The organism is Leptothermofonsia sp. ETS-13 (genome assembly GCF_049200465.1).
In the GTDB taxonomy this organism is placed as follows: Bacteria; Cyanobacteriota; Cyanobacteriia; order Leptolyngbyales; family Leptolyngbyaceae; genus Leptothermofonsia.
Genome location: NZ_CP120836.1, coordinates 700,723 through 720,206 on the forward strand (window position 1 = coordinate 700,723; position 19,484 = coordinate 720,206).

Consider the following 19,484-nt stretch of genomic DNA (forward strand, 5'->3'; position numbering starts at 1 on the left):
CGATGGAAACTGAGTTCACCCCTGTTAACTAACCTACTTTTGGGGGTCTGCTGTAACGACTGTTGTTCCGTCAACACAACCTATGACAACCTATGACATTCACTTAAACCACAACCTCCGAGAAATGAATCCTACGTTTGATTGCGATTCTGCCACCCCGAATTTGCCTTTCTCCAGCCCTGGTGTAATAACCTCTGAGTGAATGGAGAGTAACGCTATTACCAGCGTATTAATTTCTTGTAAAGATTCATGTGTTAGTGCTACAGGTTGTACCTGTTTCTACACCCATAGCATCAGTCGTTAATAAACCAGGGATGGACTGAATCAACTCTTGACAAGGTCCTGATAAGGTTGACGCTACCGCAATCCATCCAACCTTTAAGTATAGGTACTCTCAGCTGTATCTCCTCAAATCTTAAGCTCGATTTAATCTCGCGGGTTCAAGATACTTCCGAGGATTTCTGAGAGACCGTGGATAATCGCAATTTCTCTTTTTTACATCAGCTTCATTGACATTCTTCTTTCGGTGAAAGTGTGATGAACTTGTATCTTTTTGAATACTTCAAAGTCGGCGAGGTGTAAAAAATAGGGGCGTCCATCCAACCGATTTACTCATTTCATGAAATTTTGTCAGCCAGTACCTTTACTCCTCAGTGTTTTTACGGTTTTTGGAATTGCCACTGCAAAAGCGGACGCTTTTTTGCTGATCAGCAACAGTGAGAGCAACAACATTGTTGTTTTTGATGAAATGACGGGTCATTTTGTCGGAGACTTTACTACCCCCGGCAGTGGTGGACTACGAGCACCGGATGACCTGACATGTGGACCGGATGGTAATCTCTATGTCAGCGTGGGGGAAGCAATAGTCTCAGTTTCTAGATGCTGCGTACCCACAAGATTCAGCAGTTTTGAAGTTCAGTCCAGGTGGCGAATTTTTAGGAGTAGCGGCTGTGGGGAATGGGCTGGCTCGTCCCTACGGCAACGTCTTTGGACCTGATGGCCTTCTTTACGTCAGTAGCTTTCGGACCAATCAAATTCTGCGCTTCAATGCTCAGACGGGGGAATTTGTTGATGTCTTCGCTTCAGATAACAACAATGGTTTTGGCATGAGAGGTGGGTTGAATGGACCCAACGGATTGCTGTTCGGACCTGATGGTAGCCTTTATGTGGCGATCGAGGGAACGGCTAACGATGCAGCAGGCAATTTAGTGTTTCCTAATGAACAAAATGGCTTTAAAAGCCAGGTATTGCGTTATGGCCCGGAGCAGGTGAAGGGGCTGGTGCCGACAACCACACCGGAAGTCTTTATTGATCAACCGACACTGCTAGCGGAAAGCTTTGGATTTGTGAGCCTGCTGGGGCTTGCGTTTGCTCCAGATGAGCAAAGTATTTTTGTGAGTGACTTTGCAGGCGGAATTCGAGAGTATGACCTGGCTGGTAATCTGCTCAATGTTTTGTCTACCAATTACACAGGGACAAGCCCTAGCAACAACTTTATCGGTAGTCTGACGTTTGGGGTAGGTAGCACGGCTAACAATCTCTATGTGATTGGTTTTGATTTTGCTAATGAAAATATTGGGTCTGTGCTGGAGTTTGGTGAGGTGCAGGGGAATTCTGCCTCGTTTGTAGGAAGAACGTTCACCAATAGAAGCTTGAGACGTCCAATTGGGGTGGCTGCCGCAGTTCCCGAACCGTCTACGATCGCCGGAGTTTCCCTTGGTTTGGGTGCCCTGGGAGCCAGATGGGTACGAAAGCGGCGCTAGCTGGCAGTTCTGCTGTTAGGGCGATGAATAATTGTTTCCAACACTCGGCGGCGATCTTTGGGGTTGATGCCTACTAGCCGCACGAAATCGCTGGCATGGTCAGTTAGGCAAGATTCGAGGGCGGCGATCGCTTCTGCACCATTTCCTTCGTAGGTTCCATAACTTTTCCAGGAGCCTGTACGGAAGCGGCGATCGTCTACATATTCAATACCCAAACGATGTCCCCGGTTCAGAATCTGGTTGACTTCTGCCACAATGCTGGGGGTTAGGAGGGTACTGGAAGGCTGGCCGGGATAGCTGGAAGGGGCAGTGGGAAGTGGGGAGTGGGGAGTGGGGTAGGAAGGGGAGGGATGGCTGCCCTGGCCATTAGGAGTGGTCGATTCGTAGGAACGGAAGAATTCGCGGGAGGGAACGGTTTGGGTTGCTTTCCTGGTTCTATCGGCATCCCCCGCACTCTGCGCTCTGTATCCGGTACCCAGTTCCCCTCGTGGCGAGGTGTCGCCCAATTTGCGACTCACAAAGAGGGACTTGTTGTATTCTTCGGATAGCCGCAGTTCTTGAATGCGCTTTTGTTCGCGCACAATCTGTTCCCCAACTTCTAGCAGGTGTGGCAGGCTAAAGTTTGGTTTGTGAAATTCGGGAAGGGGGTCTTTGGGGTTAACGACGCGACTAGAAATGCGCTCTAATCCGACGCTTTGAATAAATTCGCGGACTTGTTCATCATAGAGCCGCGATCGCAAGGCACTATAAAAATCGATGGCCTGGTCGGGAAAAGCTTCAACCAATCGAACAATTTCGTCATGTGCGACATTATCTACTTCAAAAATGCCACTCACAATACCGATGCGATCTTGATAATCCGGTTCCCAGAAAAACTTTTCCATTCGTCCATCACGAATCATCGGAGCGTACAGGGTTGAAAAGTCGTTTCCTGTCACAATGATAGGAATTCGTCGCAGAGGAGTATCGTCATAGCTCCCTGGTAGTTGCACATTGGTCGGATTGTCCGCAATGTTCATTAAGGTGGCGTTGACCAGTTGAGTATTCACCGTGTACTGGGTGTACTCGTCCACCCGCCCGGCTCCGGCATCAATGTCATTGATCATGATCACGGCCATCTTGCCACGCACTTTGGTGACTTCGTTGGCTTCACGATAGCGCAAACGAAGCAACCGAGCCGGGTCACCCGCGTCTGGGCTCTCCAGTTCTCCGGCAGAAATGTGAATCACCTCCACCCCCATGCGCTCAAACACCAGTTCGCACTGGAAGGTCTTGCCCTCTCCCTTTCTGCCGTGGATGCCCAGGATGAGTGGTACCTTAACATTGGGCAAATTCAGGTAATTCTTGGTGATATGAATCGAAAGTTTGTCAAGAAAGCGAGGAGAGATGTAGTAACCCATGACGGCAAATTTTCAGCAGTTGCATCACTCTCATTATGAAATAGCGCCGTTAACCAGAGGTGATGATAGCAAAATCCGATGATAGCAAAATCCAATTATCCCAAAAAATTTTGCTTATGCTAAGTAGCAAGGTGCAGTTAAATTAAAGATAATTTCGGGGATGGAGGGGGTTCCACTCTCTCCACCCCGTTCAAATTTCAAGAACGATGCTATAGCTCTACGCAAATAGGTTAGAACATTGAACTTAAAGGGATGGAAGTGTCAGCTTATCAAGAAATCGTGAAATCTCATTAATTTGCGATGAGGTGTCCTGATCGAGGCTCTTTATAAGGAAAAGTGGAATGGTAGATGCACCCTGATCTTATCCCTGGCATGAGCCAGGGATTTTTTATTTGAGGTATTGGTATCAACATAAATCCCGGTCTTCTCTTGTTCACAGGTCTCCGGGTCGGATATGATACCTTAGACTAGAGGAACGGGATGTAGCGCAGCTTGGTAGCGCACTTCGTTCGGGACGAAGGGGCCGCTGGTTCGAATCCAGTCATCCCGATTTTATTTGTTAGTTGTACTACACCGAGATTGGTCTGTTAATCTCAATAAAGAAAGTGTCAATAAATAAAGTGAGAAACTGCGTGACAGTGCTTCCAGACTAAAGCTGTAGGAAGCGATTGACATCACTTATTCCAATGTCAGTTGACTAAACAATTCTTGAACTTGTGCCTACAACGCTCTCAAGGAAGGGAATAGTCTGATGGGTTTGCTAAGCCCGAGTTGAGCAGCCAAGGAAACCAGGGGAAAGGTTATTTAACTTTTTAGGTAGTGCCCTTACGTAAAGGTCAGAGAAGAAAGGCCAAGTTCTGAAAGCTTTATCTACCAAACCTTCTGGAAACAACTGTTTTTCTTTAGTCATTAAGAAATGAGACTATCGGCAGCGGTTCTTGCTTTAATATTTTGCTACCTACCCAGGGAAGGGGAGAAGAGGTGGATGAGTGATGGGGTGATGAAAGAAAAAACCAGGGTATGTAATTTAGAGAGCGATCGTCATATATACATAATCGCACATAATCGCAAACTGATTTAAGGCAGGTCACCCATCTCGAATCGGCATCGTCTACTTTTTTTGGAAAATGTTTTGGATTGCCAAGTATACAACCTTAAGTGCAGATTCATCGGTGGGAAAAGTGCTGTGATTCTTCAACACTTTTCGGAGAGTCATATTCATTGATTCAATCGCATTGGTGGTGTAAATCGCTTTGCGAATCTCAGCCGGGAAGATAAAGAAAGGAATAATCCGTTGCCAATGATTGAGCCAAGACTTGCTGACGGTGGGATACTGCTTGTTCCCTTTTTCAGCTTTTTCAGCAAAGGCGACCAAGTGCTGGAGAGTGCTCTAGAAACGGGGTTCTAACTCCCTTGAAACCCTGATTCCCTCGACCCCCTTTCCAGGATTTCTACAAAAAATTTGACAAACCCTGGTTTAGGCGCATCCCAGAGTCCCCCCAATCCTTGCTGTTGCCAATGATGGAGGGTGATACGTACTGTTGCAATATTCCACGCAAAGTAACTGGCTATTTTTTCAACCGTCTATCCATGAGCATTCAGGCAAATTACTTCAACCCGATCTCGTACTCTTTGGCGAAGATAATCGGCAGTTCTTAACTCCCTCAGGGTGAGGTCTTGCTCAACGGTTAAAAGAACACGTAAGCGAGAAACCATAGGCGTTTTAGCTTAGAAGTAATAATATCTTTACCAAACTTAACATAGCTGGAGTTTCCTACCATCACCTACTTAGTAATCTGCTAAGCGGGTTTTGAAGGGTTGCAAACCCTTTAAACTCCGTCAATTGGCTTTTTGGAGTTTAGATAACCAGGCAAAGTTCCTTTGGTGAACCACCAGGTTTAGGACGGGGTATAGGGGTAGAACCCTTGGCTGGGGGCGAGGCCCCCATATCCCCTTAAAGTCCATGTTCTAAGCAACCTGGCAACAGCTATAAACACTATGATTGAATGAAGGATGAGCCACATTAAATCGTAAATTTTATGAGTTTCCTTCGACAGCAGTTATGCCAGAGAACTGCTTCTGCTATCCGCTTCCGGGGTTGGCGAAGTCTAGTATTGCAAACACTAAATTTTGCGACATGGGGGAGTGGGGGCTTCGCCCCCAGAAGGGGGTTTCACCCCCTCCACCCCCTTCAAAACTTTTGTTTTGATCTATCAGGTCGTCTTCTTTCCCTGCTCCTGGCGATCTTGAGTTGTTGGATTGTGATGGGTACCAGTTCTGCAATGGCAGGGCTCCATGACGATCGCTTCGACGGGGATATCTTTGCCCTTTACGCGGGGAATGGGTCTTTGGTGCCTCCCAGAGTGACCCTGGCAGAGGCATTTCAGCGTAAACGTCCGATTCTCCTGGTGTTTTACATCGATGACAGCCGAGACTGCAAAGAATACTCGCTAGTCGTTTCTCAGCTTCAGCAATTCTATGGCAAAGCGGCTGAGTTCATGCCATTCCGGGTAGATGCCCTGCCCTCAAAGGTATCTAACAATCCTATGGAGCCTGGCTATTACTACAAGGGTTTGGTGCCCCAAACAGTTTTATTTGATACATCCGGCAAGATCGTGCTAGATGAAATTGGGCAAGTCCCCTTTGAGCAAATCGATGATGTCTTCCGAGAAGTGTTTGATTTACTGCCGCGATCGGAGTCGGTTGAGCTGAAGCGGCGATCGGTCAACGAGTTGACGACAGAGCTTGTGAAATAGTCCGCAGAGGTTATGTGCTAAACCAGAAGTGAATTTTCCACAGGGATGTTCCACGGAACGTCTCTACAGGCAAAGACAATAGGTAACTGGACAAAATTAAATTGAAGATAGATTCGGGGGTGGAGGGGTTGGAACCCCTTGCCTAGGGGCGCAGCCCCCATTCCTTCTTCTTACAATTAATTGGGTGGAACTACTTATCTCTGATAAGGCTTATGCAAATCTCGGAGGTTTTAACCTGAAGCAGCACCCCAAGCCATATCGGCGCTTAAATCTCCGAGGTTTTGGCAAAATGTGTAAGTCCTGCCTGAAACGTCTTCTTCGAAGGTCGCGATCCCTGAAATTTCAACAAAATCTATTGACGATAGGGGAAGGGGCATTCAATATACATAGGTAAAGGGAACGTAGACTGCTAAAAGACTGATTTGTAAACGGTTTGCTTACCGTCCATCAAACAATCGCAACAACATCGACAAGAACATCGACAAGGGATTGCCTGATGTCAATGGTCTACAATACCGAGGATTTAATCAAAATTCTGGCCAATGAACGCCGTGCTTGCATCAACGGTCAACGCCTGAACTTAAAAGCACGCCCAACTGGATTTAGTCCTTTTATTGACATGTTTCTCAAAACAGATGGCATTCAAAAGTTCACTGCCTACAACGACTTTCGCGCAGCTGTTCACGAGTACCAGCGAGAGCACCAAGTTTCAGGAATTATCTGGCAGACACTGACTTTTCAGGGCAAAACGCTTTGTTTTCCTAAAGTGGATGATCAGTTGATTGGGCTACCCAGTGATATGGCTGCTTTAAAGGCTGCTAAAGATTCCGTTATTTCCTTCTGGCGTGAGGTAACGACAAAGATGAATCTTTACCTTAGCCTGAATGCTGGGAAATTTTACCAACAAATCACCGCAGCAGATGTAGACAGAATTGTACAGCGGACCGAATGGGCAAGCCTCTGTAAGCTGGGAAAGGGGGACTCTGCCGAACTCATCTTGCAGTTGGGTTGGGGTAAACCAGAGCAAGCCACCTATCGCCAGGGTTGGCCAGAATCGGGGAGCGAATATGTCCATGCCGTAGCCCCTGGGAACCAGCCGATTGGATAGGGCAGGTTGGTAGCCATCGCTTTCTGGTATAGCGATCCTTCTTGAAATTTGAACGGGGTGCAGGGGCGGAACCCCTGCGTGGGGGCTTCGCCCCCAACCCCTTGTTCATAAACTATTTGTGAACGCTATAGATGAGTGGAGGGGTGGAGGGGGAGATGAGTTTTGAGTACTACAGGGTGAGCAATGCCTGCCAGCTTTAATTCAGTCTATTCGCTAAAGTTTGATTGCTTCAGGTAACGTAAACCTGCCATTAGAATTTGGTTCAAAATCGACGATCTGGACAACAGCATTCAGGTTTAAGGGACCATAGAGATGCGGGAATATTTGACCATTTCCTACATCTTCAAACTGTAGTTCTGCTTCCAGTTATTCTGGATCAATGCAAAGCAATACTAACTCCGATTGCTTCTGGTAAAGAGTGTTAGCAACCCAGGGGATTTGTGTAGGGGTAGAACAGTGAATAAATCCTTCATTCTGAAGGATTTCAGCCCGATAAATGCCCATTTGTTGGGCTTGCTGCCAGTGCGATCGCGTCGTGATGTGCAAAATCAAACTTATGGGACATTCAGTGTAGTTGAATCCTCGACCGTAATCTGAGCGTGAGAAACTTTGAGTAGGTTCCCTCCCATAGTTGTTAAACCGAGCAGGAAGGTGATTACGGCTGCCTGGAATAATCGATTCAGCATCTCAGCCCTCCTGTTGAGCGCCAACCTCTAACTTTGGAAATAGTCTAACTGGTGTAACACTCTCCTGCACCACACTTTTGGGCTCCTCCAATTGGGTAAATTTAAGGCAACTGGTAAAGGACAGAAAGTAGAATATGTAGGGCTTTTAGCGGATTTGCAGCGTTCAGGTTTATAACATCATGCGATCGGGTGACCCACCCGGATGAGGTGACTTTTACTGAGTGAATCATACTCTAGACGTATGCCGGACTTACCTGGAAATCGGGCTTCATTAGCATTTCTATTTGCTTGACATTATGTCCGAAGCCCGATTTCTTTCATATCTTTATCGGGTTCTTTTTTAAGAGCCTGGTGGTAAGCCATATTCACCACCAAACCGTATGGATATTTCGGGGGTTTGCATAGGGTAAAGAGTATCTTGCACTACTTGTTCAAAAGGCTGAAACCCCCTTTTTTAGTCTTGATACTGCGTGGAGAGTAGCACTGATTGTTATTTTGCCCCAATCAGAGTAACCAGTTTTTGATGCTTGGTTGGTTTCCCTCACGACTCTCCTACCAGTTGCCCAACCCAGTTTTAAGGAGTAGTTGCAATGGCGTATTCACTGAGTCAGTTCAAAGAGGTTCTAGACGGTTTGGGATTTCACTTAGGACCGGATGGACTCAATGGCAATAATGGAAATATTTTAGATGTTCATACTCAATCAGCAATTCGTGAATTTCAATATCAGTACAAATTGCCAATTACAGGCAGGCTAGACTCCGCTACTGATGATAAAGCCCAAAAGATTATACGGAACCTGCAATACAGTCTGAACCTGACTGTCGATGCTCAACTTCCTGTGAATGAGTTTTATGGTCCGTTAACTTTACAAGCAGTGAAGAGTTTTCAGAGAGTTTATGGTTTACCCGTAACGGGAATTGCAACTTTAATGGTGCGGCAAAGAATTGACCAGGAGGTTAGAAACCTTACAACAGCCAGTGCCTAGCCTGGAATATCCTCTTGATTTCCGTAATTGGAAAATCGTGTTTGAAGTTATTCCTAACGATCGATTGCTTTAGTGAACAGGATAATGGTTTCCTCTACCTGTGGAGTACGCGTCTTCTCCACAGGTTTTTTGCTGAGTTGTGTTCTCCTGGGTTGCCTGTTGCCTATCGCCTGATCTTTTATAGCTTTCGCCAGGTTGCTGAGGACATTGTGGGCTTAAAGGGGGGGCGAAGCCCCCAGCCAGGGGTTCCCCCCTGCACCCTGTCCTAAGTTTGGTGAATGTCGCTATACCTATTTGCACTAGCCTCCAAATTACATTACTCTTTTACCGGCACGCTGGAAGACCATTTTTCGTAGTCAGGAAATCGATTTTAATGCTGAAATATTAAGCATGGGGTTAAAGCGGCGGGACTTTCTGAAACGAACGGGTTTGGCGCTGGCAGTCTGGGGCGCTGGAGATTTGGGATTGTCGGTGCTGGTCAACCGTTACCACCAGGCACTTGCAGAGTCTACCCGCCGCAAGTTGGCGCTTCTGGTTGGCATCAATCAATATCGGGGGGGAATTCTGAGTGGTTGCGTGACAGATGTTGAGCTGCAGCGGGAACTGCTGATTTACCGCTTTGGTTTCCAACCCCAGGATATTCTGACCCTGACTGACCAGCAGGCAACGCGAGAGGCGATCGAAACTGCTTTTGTCTCCCACCTGACGGAACAGGCACGCTCCGGTGATGTGGTTGTTTTTCACTTCAGCGGCTATGGGGGCAATGGAGCCGTGGGGGCGAATAGAGAAGAGGTTCAGCCCAGTCTGGTACCTGTCGATGGGTTGATTGGGGATGGGGAGGGTGCTATTTCCAGTGATTTGCTGGAAGAAACTCTAGGGTTACTGGTGCGATCGCTCCAGACCGACAAAATTACCACTATCCTTGACACCAGCTATACCTATCCTGGCAAGTCTCTACTCGGCAATCTGCGCATCCGTACCCGTCCCGCCAGTTCCCCTATTCAACCCGATAAGGCAGAACTTGTCTTCCAGGAACAACTCCTCAACAAAATTTCTCCCCGTCTCCGCCTGTCCCGGTCCAGTCGTTCTCCCCTTCCCGGCATCCGTCTCGCTGCCACAACCCCCACCCAGCTGGCTACCGAAGCCCGCTGGAATGGGTTCAGTGCTGGACTTTTCACCTATGCCCTGACCCGCCACCTCTGGCAGGCAGCGCCAGCAACCTCCTTACAGGTGATCTTCAGCCGCACGAAAACCCAGGTAGAACAACTGGCAAGTCAGGAACAGCAACCCCAACTGAGCGGCCAAAAGAGTCAGGAAGCCTCTCTACAACCCTACAATTTGCCTGTCACTGCTCCGGGAGCCGATGGGGTTGTGACTGAAGTTGAAGATAATGGTAAAGTAGCCCGGATCTGGCTGGCGGGGCTGCCTGCTACCTTGCTGGAGCACTATGGTATCAATTCCCTTTTCACCCTGGTAGGGCCTCCTTCCGCCGGGACAACCCACCCACCCGTGTATTTGCAACTGACTGCTAAAGAAGGGCTGGCTGTTAGAGCAAAACTTTATCGGGCTGACTCTGCGGAGGCTTTAGAACCTGTATCGGCTATCAAAGTTGGGCAGTTCGTCCAGGAGCGCGTGCGGGTGCTGCCCCGTAACATTGGGCTGACGGTGGCTTTAGACAGCAGCTTGGAGCGAATTGAGCGGGTGGATGCGATCAGTGCGTTTACGGCGATTCCACGGGTGTCTTCCGCGATCGCAGGCGAACAACCCGCCGACTACCTGTTCAGCAAAATTCAAATCAACCCGCCAACCCAGGTTGCCACAGCCACCAATCTGCCTGGCATCATTGCCACCCCCGCCCCTGCTCAGAGCGCCTACGGGCTGTTTTCCCTGGGGCAGGACGCTATCCCCAACACCGCCGGAGAGGGGGGAGAAGCGGTCAAGTTTGCGGTTCGCCGTCTGGTTCCCAAACTGCAAACCCTGCTGGCTGCCAAACTGTTGAACCTGACGGTCAATGAAACTTCCTCGCAGTTGGCCGTGCGTATGACCCTGGAACGGCTCGATCCCCAACCTCAAACTCTTCTGTATAAGGAAACGTGGGTGCTGTCCCAGTCTACAAAACCAGGGGGCACGCCTGCCTCAATGGAGACAGGTGGATTGCTCAGCCTTCCAGTCGGTAGCCGTATTCAGTATCGAATGGAAAACCACAGTGCCCACCCCCTTTATCCTGTTTTATTAGGGTTAGACAGTAGCGGCAACTTAATTGCCCTCTATGCTCCGCCTACTCAAATAGCTGATCTCCCGACGGTTCAACCAGCATCCGCAACGGATCAACCGGATGGACAAACCGTAGCCTCAATGCCGCCAGTTTTTAGAAGTATTGCCCCCGGTGAAGTGTTGATGCTGCCTCCCACCCACCCTTCCTTCCAGTGGACCTTGAATGGTCCCCCTGGATTGATGGAGACCTATCTCATTTGTAGCCGTGCACCCCTGACTCAAACCCAAACCATTCTTGAAACCGCCCTTCATTCGGCAGGAAACAATCCCGCATTCTACCCCTTGCCGAACCCAATGGAAGTTGCCCAGGCAGTTTTGCAAGACCTTCACCAGGCAAGCGATACGGCAGCAAAAGTGGTTGGGGCAACACCGGACTCCTTTGCACTGGATGTCACTGCCTGGGCCAGTCTTCGTTTCGTTTATCAGGTGGTTTGATGAAGCTACTCCGCTGGCTGACAATAGCTCTTTTACTCTCATGCTTGATGTTGTATTGGGTAACAGGTGCGGCGATCGCCCAAACAGAACAGCCTTCAACTTCTGGCAGTTCTAAACAGATCATTCCCCCAACTCCCACCCAACTGAAAGACCCCTTCCCCTATACCAACTCCTTTTGGGAAAAACTAGAGCAGTTACGGGAAGACCGCCAGCTTCAAGAACTGGTTGAAGAGGACCTGGAAAAAAGCTTTACCATCCGGGCCCAAATTCAGGAAGAAGTTGATCGCGCCTTCAGCCATACCACCAGTCTGCTCAACGTTTTGTTGGGTGTATTAACCTTTCTGCCCGTTCTGGCGGCTGTTAGCGTCTGGTTTATTCGCCGTAGTGTGATCACCCAAATTTTAGGAGAGACCAAGAAGCAACTTCAGGAAGAAGTTGAGAAACAATTTGACCAGGAAATTGCCACCGAGATGAAACAGCAGGCAGAGGCGTTTAGGCAGGAAATTGAAAAGCTGAGAGACGAGTTCAGGGAGCAGCTTTCCCAGCTAAAAATGCTGGTTCTAAACGCCCAGACCGAAAAAGACCAGATCATTCGGGAACTTTCTCAGATTACGCCTTCGCCGATTCGAGAAACGGCTCCACCGGAAACCCAACAAAAAATCCATGCCCTCACCCAACAACTGGAATTGCTGAAATCAACCAACGCCCAACTCTCATTTACAGCCAATGACTATGTAGAGCAGGGAAAGGCCCTTTATTTTGAAGGTCGCTACGAAGAAGCCGTCACGTTTTACGACAGGGCGATTCAGATGGAACCCGAAAATGCCAGGGCATGGTTTGGTCGGGGAGCTGCTTTAGCCAGGATGCAACACATGGAGGAAGCGATCGCTGCCTATGACCGGGCAATTCAAATTAAGCCCGACTCCTCCGAAGTGTGGTTTGGCAAAGGGGGCAGCACTGGCAAAGATGCAGCGATTCGAAGAGGCAATTTCTGCCTATGCCAAAGCAACCCAACTCAAACCCGATTTCTTCCTTGCCTGGTTTGGTAAAGCCCGCTGCCATTCCCTTCAGGGCAATGTAGAATCAGCACTGGAAAGTTTTCAGCAGGCAGTCAGCCTCAACCCAGAAAAAAGCCGGGAAGTCGCCAGGACCGATCCTTCATTCGACTTGCTCCGAAACAACAATCAGTTCAAACAAATTCTTGAAGAATAAGTGAATATTTTTTCTTGAAGAATAAGTGAATATTTTTTTGAATTTTGAGTTCTGAATCTTGAGTTTTTACCTCACTCCTTGCTCCTCACCCCTCACTTCCCTCCTCCCCCTCCCCTCCTCCCTACTTCTGGCACCCGCCCCCTTTCCTTCATGAAAATCCGGTAATAAGTCAAAGTGTCCTGACGCTCTGGTGGACAATTGGAATGAAATCACTGTGTACTTTGGTAGCCGCTCTTTGCATGTTTGACGTTTTACTCTCTGCCCTTCCCCCCCAGGCATCCCAACTGACTGAATCTACCCCGGTCGAATCCCCAACGGTCGAAAAAAGTCGTTCCCAAACAAACCCAAACTCCTTTACCAAAGCCCACAGTCAGTGCTCCAGAGTCGATACTATCAGAGCTTCCAGTACGGCGGCAGCAGGTGGCAGGATTGGGGTTAATTGGAGCCAGGCCTGCAGTGGCTACTACTTTATCTGTTCAGCAAGTGAGAGCAGAATTCTCTCCAACTCAAACAAATTTCAGCAAGCCTGCAGAAGAACCTGAAAAGGTTTCTCAACCAACTAAAACTAAGGCAAAGCAAATTTCAGATCCAGTGGTTGGCAAGATTAACCAGAAAGCTAATCGGGCGATCTCATCCACTACTCAAAAAACCAGCCCTCTCAAAAACAATCATGCTCAAGGTGCAGCGGTAGCAAAGCAAGCCTCAAAGATGCCAACCGTAATTGGACGAGTTAAACCCAAAACGCCCCAGCATCTGGCAAGTACCTCCCTTGCAAAACCTGCCAGCACTCAGAAAACCGATAACACAGCTACTCCATCCGTCCAACCGCCCAGCCCATCGGCTACTCCAACTCCGCCACAAAATCAGACCACACTGCAAGAGGATGCCAAACGCAAGGCATTTGAAGCGGCTAAAGCAGAGCGACTAAAGCTACTAGAGCAAAAATTGGCAGAGATTGTTGCCAGGGAAAAGCCGCTGAAAGAGGAACGCATGCGGGAAAACCTGCGGGCGATCGCTATCAGACAGGCCGAGGCCGGGCAACTGGAACAGGCTCGCAAAACCGCGCAAGATCTGGTTTTGACACAGGAAGAGCAAATCAAGCTCCGCACCCAGATTGATGCCCTGGCCAAACGTCAGCCAGTCGCTAAGAAACCCACTCCTCGGCAATCGCTCCGGGCTACCGTCACCCAACTCAATCAATCCCGATTGGCTGTTCAACCAGCTCCCAACTATCCCACCTACGTCCTTCCGGGTCCAGTACTGGGCAGCAACCTTCGCCTCAGTCAGTTGGGTCTGCGCCTGAATAACGGTAACCTCAACCTTGCGTTTCCACTACCCTTCCCAGCTCAGTTGACCTCTGGCTTCGGCTGGCGGACTCACCCCATTTCGGGCGATCGCCGCTTCCACCGGGGAGTTGACCTGGCTGCGGCCTACGGTACTCCGGTCATCGCCGCTTTTTCGGGCAAGGTAGAGGTTGCTGACTGGATGGATGGCTACGGGATGACTATCATTCTGACCCACAAGAACTCCACCCAAACCCTCTATGCCCACTTGTCAGAAATCTTTGTCAAGCCTGGAGATGCGATCGAACAAGGAGCTTTGATTGGACGCGTCGGCAGCACCGGGCTCTCAACTGGACCCCACCTCCACTTTGAACTCCACCAACTGGTGGACGATAGCTGGATCGTAATCGACCCACTCATTCAGCTAGAAGTTGCTCAAGCGCGGCTACTCAAAGCGATGCAAACAGCTCAGGTGCCCTTTCAGGTTGCACCCCTGCCGCAACCGTTCGCAGCCATTCCGCCGCCACCTACCCAGAGGTTCGATTACTTGCATAATTTCTGAAGAAGCGGGAAAGCCTTTTATAATCCAGATAAGTAGCTCCGCCCAATTAATTATAAGAAGGGAGAATGGGAGCGAAGCCCCATATCCCCCTTTAAACTCAATGGCCTCAGCAATCTGACGACAGCTATAGCGGTAGTCATGATGGTTAGGAGGGGTGCAAGGGGGGGAACCCCTGGCTGGGGGCGAAGCCCCCACTCTCTCTCTAATTCCAGTGTCCTAACGTGCCCGCGTGGAGCTATATAGATTGCGATGGAATCAAACCAGCAAATTTTGGATGACGTAATTCGCTACCGTATATCCGGTAAGCAAGCCATCCTGGTTGGCCGATTGCACATGAATGCCTCCATAGATCCGGCTGATACCATTTTCCTCGGCGGCCTGCCAGAAGCTATCGAAGGAACGGTACACGCCCGGAATTTCCTGGGACGTTGCGCTGAATTGATAGTTGTCCCCAAAGAAGTAGGACAGAACCCCCGCGGCGGCAGCTCCAAAGGTGGAGTGACCAGAAACATAATCTGGGAAGGGAGGAGTGGGTAACAAAGGCTGCCAGGTAGAGTGACCGACCGTCTGCGAGTTGCCATCCTGATCGGCTTGCTGAATCGCGGTCACGGGGCGCAACTGGTTATAGCGGAACTTGGCTTCCCAGGCTGTAATCCCGGCATCGGCCTGGGCAATGTTGAGCAGGGCAAACAACCGGGCATTGGTCAGCAAAGAGGTGCCTGCCTGTAAAGCAACGGTTTGAGCGAGCTGATTCCACCATCCGGGTGGTCTAAAGGTATCGGGGCGATCGTAGGCCCAAAAGAGGGCAACTTCGGTTTGATCGGCTGTGCGGTTGGTGCTGTTAATTCCTCCCAAAGCCTGTACTTGATTGAGTTCGATCGCATAGTCGTTGCTGCCAAAGGTGGGAGGTCCATCTAACCTAACAGCCTGAGCACTGGGAATCGCAAAGGGGGTAACCCGTCCCCAATCTGGCAGGAGAACAAAGTTGTTGGAAAATGTTGGCTGATAGCTACCTGGAGCCGTTCCAGGGGTGTAGCTGACTTGAGCCGTAGCCGATCTATCCCCAGCCCGCAAAGTCAGGATTTGATCGGCAACAAATTGGCCAATTTCAACTCCTCTGGTCTCTGCAAATCCATCTGGAATTTCCGCCAGCGATCGCTGAAGTTGCAAATCAAAGGTTGCGGACAGGGTTGGATACAGAGCTGAGAGGGTTCGATGGGCTGCCGCTGATGCTGCTGCTTCTGCTGAGGCACCCACTGCTGCGCTAGGGTTGATAGTGACATAGTAACTGCTGTGCTGGCGGGCGATCGCATTCACTGCGTCATACATTGCCGCATGAACAATTGCCTGATTGCGGGCTGCCATAGGCGGTGGTGTGCCTGCACTCTGAATCGCATTCAACAAGGTCGCGTTCCAATCCAGAATCACATCTGTTCCGGGTGCTGAAGCGTGAGTATTGATGGTGTTGTTGCGTTCATTGGTTTCGGCGATCACGTTGGCAGAATCAATCCGAGCTAGCAGATAATAAGATCCTGGTGCTACCCCCGTTGGGGCATCAAAATTAAAGCTGTAAGTTTGTGATTGCCCTGGCAGTAAGTTCAAATTCAATCTTTGAACAGCCAGCAGTTCATCATTACTGTCATAAGTGGGGTCAGTGGAGGCGTAAAGACCGACCGTTACGGGGCCGTTGCTCCCCTGAGAACCCTGGTTGGAAACCAGAAGCTGGGCCTGCCCTACGTCATTGATCACTCGAATATCCGGTAGTCGAATCGTGCCAAACTGCCCAACCAGGTCAACTCCCGCCTGGGGGGAATCGGCGGCTATGGCTGATAGTCCTAAACGATAGTGGGTATTCTGGTTACTAAATCGGTAAACTTGCGCCAGATAATTTCCGGCAGCCAGGGATTGCAAACTAATCGATTCATCAGTATTAGATACCCGCACGGAGGAGGCGAGCGTTTCTCCCGCATCAATTACCCCATTGCTGTTGCGATCGAAGGCAATTCTGACATCCGCATCGCCGCTCATTCCTACCAATGACACATTCAAGTCGGTAGGGGTGCTTAAACTGAATTGATAGGTGTCGGCAGAATTGGTATCTCCCACAAATCCAGAAAATGCCTGAGCACCGTGTAAAACTCCAATATTGAGTGGAGCGCTGGTGGAATTATTCCTGGAAATGCGCAGCCTGTAGTTTGTACTTCCTGAAAATTCGTAAACCTCAGCAATATAAACTCCGGGTCCCAAAACCCGGTCTATTGATTCATCCTGATTGGATGAACGTTGAGAACGGGCCACTTCCTCAAGCGGTTCTAGAAAACCACCACTGCTTCTGGCACGAAACAGGCGCAGATCTGCATCGGCACTGAGGCCAGTCAGCAACAGACTAACATTTTGAGAATGGCTGAGACTGAATGCAAAAGTATCGCTGGAGTCGCCGCCGCCAATAAAATTGTTGATTGTCCGGGTCGTTCCTAAGGGTCCAAGATTAATTTCTGCTGGCATGTCTTTTATCCTCAATCTGCAACGGATAAGCAGCGCAAATGAACCCCAACCTTATCGGAAGTGGAAGCATTTGCGACGGTATTTTGGGGAAATACCTTGGGCTAGGACTGGTCAGGTTTTGCCCCTTCACACCGGGCGATTAACCTGCCTGAATCCCTTCCCTCTGAACAGAAGTAAATCTAGCCTCTATGACCTTATGCAAATTCAGGGGTGGTTATAGCTGCCGCCAGGTTGCTTAGTACCCTTGGTTTAAAGGAGGTGTGGGGGCTGCGCCCCTAGCCAGGGGTTCCACCCCTGCACCCCGTCCTAAGTCTGGTGGCTACGGCTATAGTTGTTGGTTGTTAGTTGTTAGAGGGTAGAAGAGGCAGATGAGTGATAAGGGATAGGGTGATTGCTCTCTGCATCCATCATGCCATCACTCTCCCACCCCCTCACTTATTTGCTCATCTACTCATCTACCCTTTCGCCTTCAGCGCATACTGTCGAAAGCGTTCCAGATCTGCGTAAAGCGTGGATTCTACAATGCGGCCCAGAAAAAGCTTGTCCATCAGTTGAAACAAAAAGCCTGGCACGGAGTAAGCAACTGTCATTTTGACAATGCTGCCCTGCTCACCGCGATCATAAAAGCGAATGGCTCCTCGATTGGGCAATCCGTCTACTGACTCCCATTGCAAAATTTGGTGAGGAATTAGCTTGATTTCGCGGGATAACCAAGTAAAGTTAAATCCACCACTCGCCAGCTTCCAGCGGGAAAGTTTTGGGTCTTCTTCCAAAACCTTGACTGACTCAATCCACTTCATCCAATTGGGCATTTGTTCCAAATCAGACCACAAGTTCCATACCAGGTCAATCGGTGCATCAATTTCAATTTGAACCGTATGTTCTAGCCAGTCGGACATTGGGAGGAGTGGGGAGTGGGAAGTAAAGAGCAGGAATAGAAGAAGTGAGGAAATTAATACTTGAACAGCCCTGTTCCCTGAACCTGATAGCCAGTGGGTTCCAGAATTGCGGCGGCGGCCTGTTTCCCGGAAATGGTGGCTCCTTCCATGCTATCGATATAGTCCTGTTGGGTATAACTGCCTGCCAGATAAAAATTGGGAATGGGCGTTTTTTGACTGGGGCGGTAGGGATCCATACCGGGGGCCTCCCGGTAAAGTGACTGGGCGAGCTTAACGACACTGTACCAGGTCATGTTCAGTTCACGGGCAGAGGGAAACAGATCTTGCACCTGTTTGAGGACGTGCCGGGCAATTTCCTCGTTACTTTGTTTGATGAAGGGGTCACCGGGGGTCAACACCAGTTGTAACAGGGAACCCTGCCCTTCCCGGTAGTAATTGCTGGGGCTGGTAAGTGCCAGGTCAGCGAAACAGGAGAAGTCGGCATCGGGAGTGTACAACAAATTATCTAATCCGGCGGCTTGCTTCAGTTGCCTGCGCTTATTGGGATCGCTCAGTTCAGTCACCCAGCCATCGAAGCGCAATTGGACGGTGGCAACGGGAACGGCTTCTAGCTTGTAAATGTTGTCAAACGCTTTCCACTTGCGCCATTCCTGGGGCAAAAGCCGATGAATTCCCGGAACATCGCAGGCGGCGACGTAGGCATCGGCGGTGATGGTTTCTTCAGCAAAGTTGTCTTCGCCTTCACTCTTGCCTATCACCAGGCCGGTGACGCGAGTCTGTCCTTCCTTCTCTTCAAACTGCACCTGACGAACTCGCCGTCGCAGGTGAATCTGAACGCCGCGCTGTTCTAAATACTGAACTATCGGTTTGTGCAGATATTCGTCGGGAGAACCTTCTAGCATGCGCAACACCGAGGCTTCCGTTTTTGCTGCAAAGAACTGAAAGATGGTGAGCATACAGCGGGCAGAGATATTTTCGGTATCGATGAAACCAAGGGCGTAGGCGATCGGGTTCCACATGCGCTTGAGGCTGCCATTGGAACCTCCGTGTTTACGGAACCAGTCGGCAAAGCTAATATCATCCAGATTTCGAATGGTTTTCATGGCACCATCAAAATCGACCAGACCGCGAATGAGGGGACTGGTGCCAAGAGCGATCGCATTCTGCACCTTATCCTGCATCGAGAGCTGAGAGGTTGTGAAAAATGCCTTCAATCCGTTGAAGGGGGCACCAGTCAGGAACCGAAAATCGAGTGCGCCAATGCGTCCACCTCGATTCACGAAGGTATGGGTGTGTTCCTTTAACAGTAGATGCTGGAAGGCACCGACTTTTTTCATCAAGTCAAACAGGTTGTAGTAGCAACCAAAGAACACATGCAGACCCATCTCCAGGTGATTGCCGTCTGCATCAACCCAACTCCCCACTTTGCCGCCCACAAAGGGCCGCGCTTCAAAGATTTGGACTTCATGCCCAGCATCGGCTAACTCGACGGCTGTAGCCAACCCTGCCAGACCCGCTCCAACGATCGCAACTCGCATCTGTCTGTCCTTCACACTTCCTTAAAGTATTGTAAAGGGAAGCGGTCAAGAGTGGACAGGCTTCAGTTCCTGAAGCG

Annotated in this window: 13 protein-coding genes, 1 tRNA gene and 2 pseudogenes; 9 read left to right on the top strand and 7 right to left on the bottom strand. The window is 49.6% G+C overall.

Annotated elements, in window-relative coordinates; all coding sequences use genetic code 11:
- The first annotated feature begins 908 nt into the window (after positions 1 to 908).
- Positions 909 to 1,763 carry a PEP-CTERM sorting domain-containing protein gene (locus P4D80_RS03245; protein WP_421657415.1) on the top strand — a complete coding sequence of 285 codons (855 nt, stop codon included), beginning with the start codon at positions 909 to 911 and terminating at the stop codon, positions 1,761 to 1,763.
- Here the strand turns inward: P4D80_RS03245 and P4D80_RS03250 are convergent.
- On the bottom strand, positions 1,760 to 3,163 hold the full coding sequence (locus P4D80_RS03250) for an AAA family ATPase (protein WP_421657416.1): 1,404 nt from the start codon (positions 3,161 to 3,163) through the stop codon (positions 1,760 to 1,762). The two genes, P4D80_RS03245 and P4D80_RS03250, sit on opposite strands and share 4 nt — an antisense overlap.
- A 476-nt stretch (positions 3,164 to 3,639) precedes the next feature.
- On the opposite strand from P4D80_RS03250, the gene P4D80_RS03255 reads away from it, so the two are divergent.
- Positions 3,640 to 3,713 (top strand) — tRNA-Pro (locus tag P4D80_RS03255).
- 564 nt (positions 3,714 to 4,277) lie between these two features.
- On the opposite strand, the pseudogene P4D80_RS03260 reads toward P4D80_RS03255, so the two are convergent.
- Together P4D80_RS03260 and P4D80_RS03265 are read right to left on the bottom strand one after the other, a co-directional pair.
- A pseudogene (locus P4D80_RS03260) lies at positions 4,278 to 4,535 on the bottom strand (transposase); the annotation flags it as partial.
- A 212-nt stretch (positions 4,536 to 4,747) separates the two neighbouring features.
- Entirely contained in the window at positions 4,748 to 4,879 is a 132-nt protein-coding gene (locus P4D80_RS03265) for a hypothetical protein (protein WP_421657417.1), read from the bottom strand.
- 548 nt (positions 4,880 to 5,427) lie between these two features.
- Here P4D80_RS03265 and P4D80_RS03270 point away from each other — a divergent pair.
- Positions 5,428 to 5,919 (top strand): thylakoid membrane photosystem I accumulation factor, encoded by a 492-nt coding sequence (locus P4D80_RS03270; RefSeq protein ID WP_421657418.1) that lies wholly within the window; start codon positions 5,428 to 5,430, stop codon positions 5,917 to 5,919.
- Positions 5,920 to 6,415: 496 nt separating this feature from the next.
- On the top strand, positions 6,416 to 7,027 hold the full coding sequence (locus P4D80_RS03275; protein WP_421657419.1) for a hypothetical protein: 612 nt from the start codon (positions 6,416 to 6,418) through the stop codon (positions 7,025 to 7,027).
- A 213-nt stretch (positions 7,028 to 7,240) separates the two neighbouring features.
- On the opposite strand, the pseudogene P4D80_RS03280 reads toward P4D80_RS03275, so the two are convergent.
- Positions 7,241 to 7,579: pseudogene (locus P4D80_RS03280) on the bottom strand (DUF952 domain-containing protein).
- A 724-nt stretch (positions 7,580 to 8,303) separates the two neighbouring features.
- Between P4D80_RS03280 and P4D80_RS03285 the strand changes: the two are divergent.
- The 5 genes from P4D80_RS03285 to P4D80_RS03305 all read left to right on the top strand — a co-directional run bounded on the left by P4D80_RS03285 (position 8,304) and on the right by P4D80_RS03305 (position 14,465).
- The gene (locus P4D80_RS03285) at positions 8,304 to 8,699 is read left to right on the top strand and encodes a peptidoglycan-binding protein (protein ID WP_421657420.1); all 396 of its coding nucleotides are present in this window, start codon (positions 8,304 to 8,306) and stop codon (positions 8,697 to 8,699) included.
- A gap of 390 nt (positions 8,700 to 9,089) precedes the next feature.
- Positions 9,090 to 11,408: a caspase family protein gene (locus tag P4D80_RS03290; RefSeq protein ID WP_421657421.1), complete on the top strand. Its 2,319-nt coding sequence runs from the start codon at positions 9,090 to 9,092 to the stop codon at positions 11,406 to 11,408.
- Between the two features lie 47 nt (positions 11,409 to 11,455).
- The gene (locus tag P4D80_RS03295) at positions 11,456 to 12,457 is read left to right on the top strand and encodes a tetratricopeptide repeat protein (RefSeq protein WP_421657422.1); all 1,002 of its coding nucleotides are present in this window, start codon (positions 11,456 to 11,458) and stop codon (positions 12,455 to 12,457) included.
- Positions 12,375 to 12,620: a TPR end-of-group domain-containing protein gene (locus P4D80_RS03300; RefSeq protein ID WP_421657423.1), complete on the top strand. Its 246-nt coding sequence runs from the start codon at positions 12,375 to 12,377 to the stop codon at positions 12,618 to 12,620. Before P4D80_RS03295 ends, P4D80_RS03300 begins: the two co-directional genes overlap by 83 nt.
- Positions 12,621 to 13,076: 456 nt before the next feature.
- The gene (locus P4D80_RS03305) at positions 13,077 to 14,465 is read left to right on the top strand and encodes a peptidoglycan DD-metalloendopeptidase family protein (protein ID WP_421657424.1); all 1,389 of its coding nucleotides are present in this window, start codon (positions 13,077 to 13,079) and stop codon (positions 14,463 to 14,465) included.
- Positions 14,466 to 14,720: 255 nt separating this feature from the next.
- Here the strand turns inward: P4D80_RS03305 and P4D80_RS03310 are convergent, their stop codons facing one another.
- From P4D80_RS03310 to zds, 3 genes are all read right to left on the bottom strand, one after another.
- Positions 14,721 to 16,970 carry a pre-peptidase C-terminal domain-containing protein gene (locus P4D80_RS03310; protein ID WP_421657425.1) on the bottom strand — a complete coding sequence of 750 codons (2,250 nt, stop codon included), beginning with the start codon at positions 16,968 to 16,970 and terminating at the stop codon, positions 14,721 to 14,723.
- Between the two features lie 455 nt (positions 16,971 to 17,425).
- Positions 17,426 to 17,869, bottom strand: coding sequence for an SRPBCC family protein (locus P4D80_RS03315; protein WP_421657426.1), 444 nt, complete (start codon positions 17,867 to 17,869; stop codon positions 17,426 to 17,428).
- A 53-nt stretch (positions 17,870 to 17,922) separates the two neighbouring features.
- Complete coding sequence (gene zds / locus P4D80_RS03320; RefSeq protein ID WP_421657427.1) at positions 17,923 to 19,422, bottom strand: 9,9'-di-cis-zeta-carotene desaturase; 1,500 nt, start codon at positions 19,420 to 19,422, stop codon at positions 17,923 to 17,925.
- Between the last annotated feature and the right edge of the window lie 62 nt (positions 19,423 to 19,484).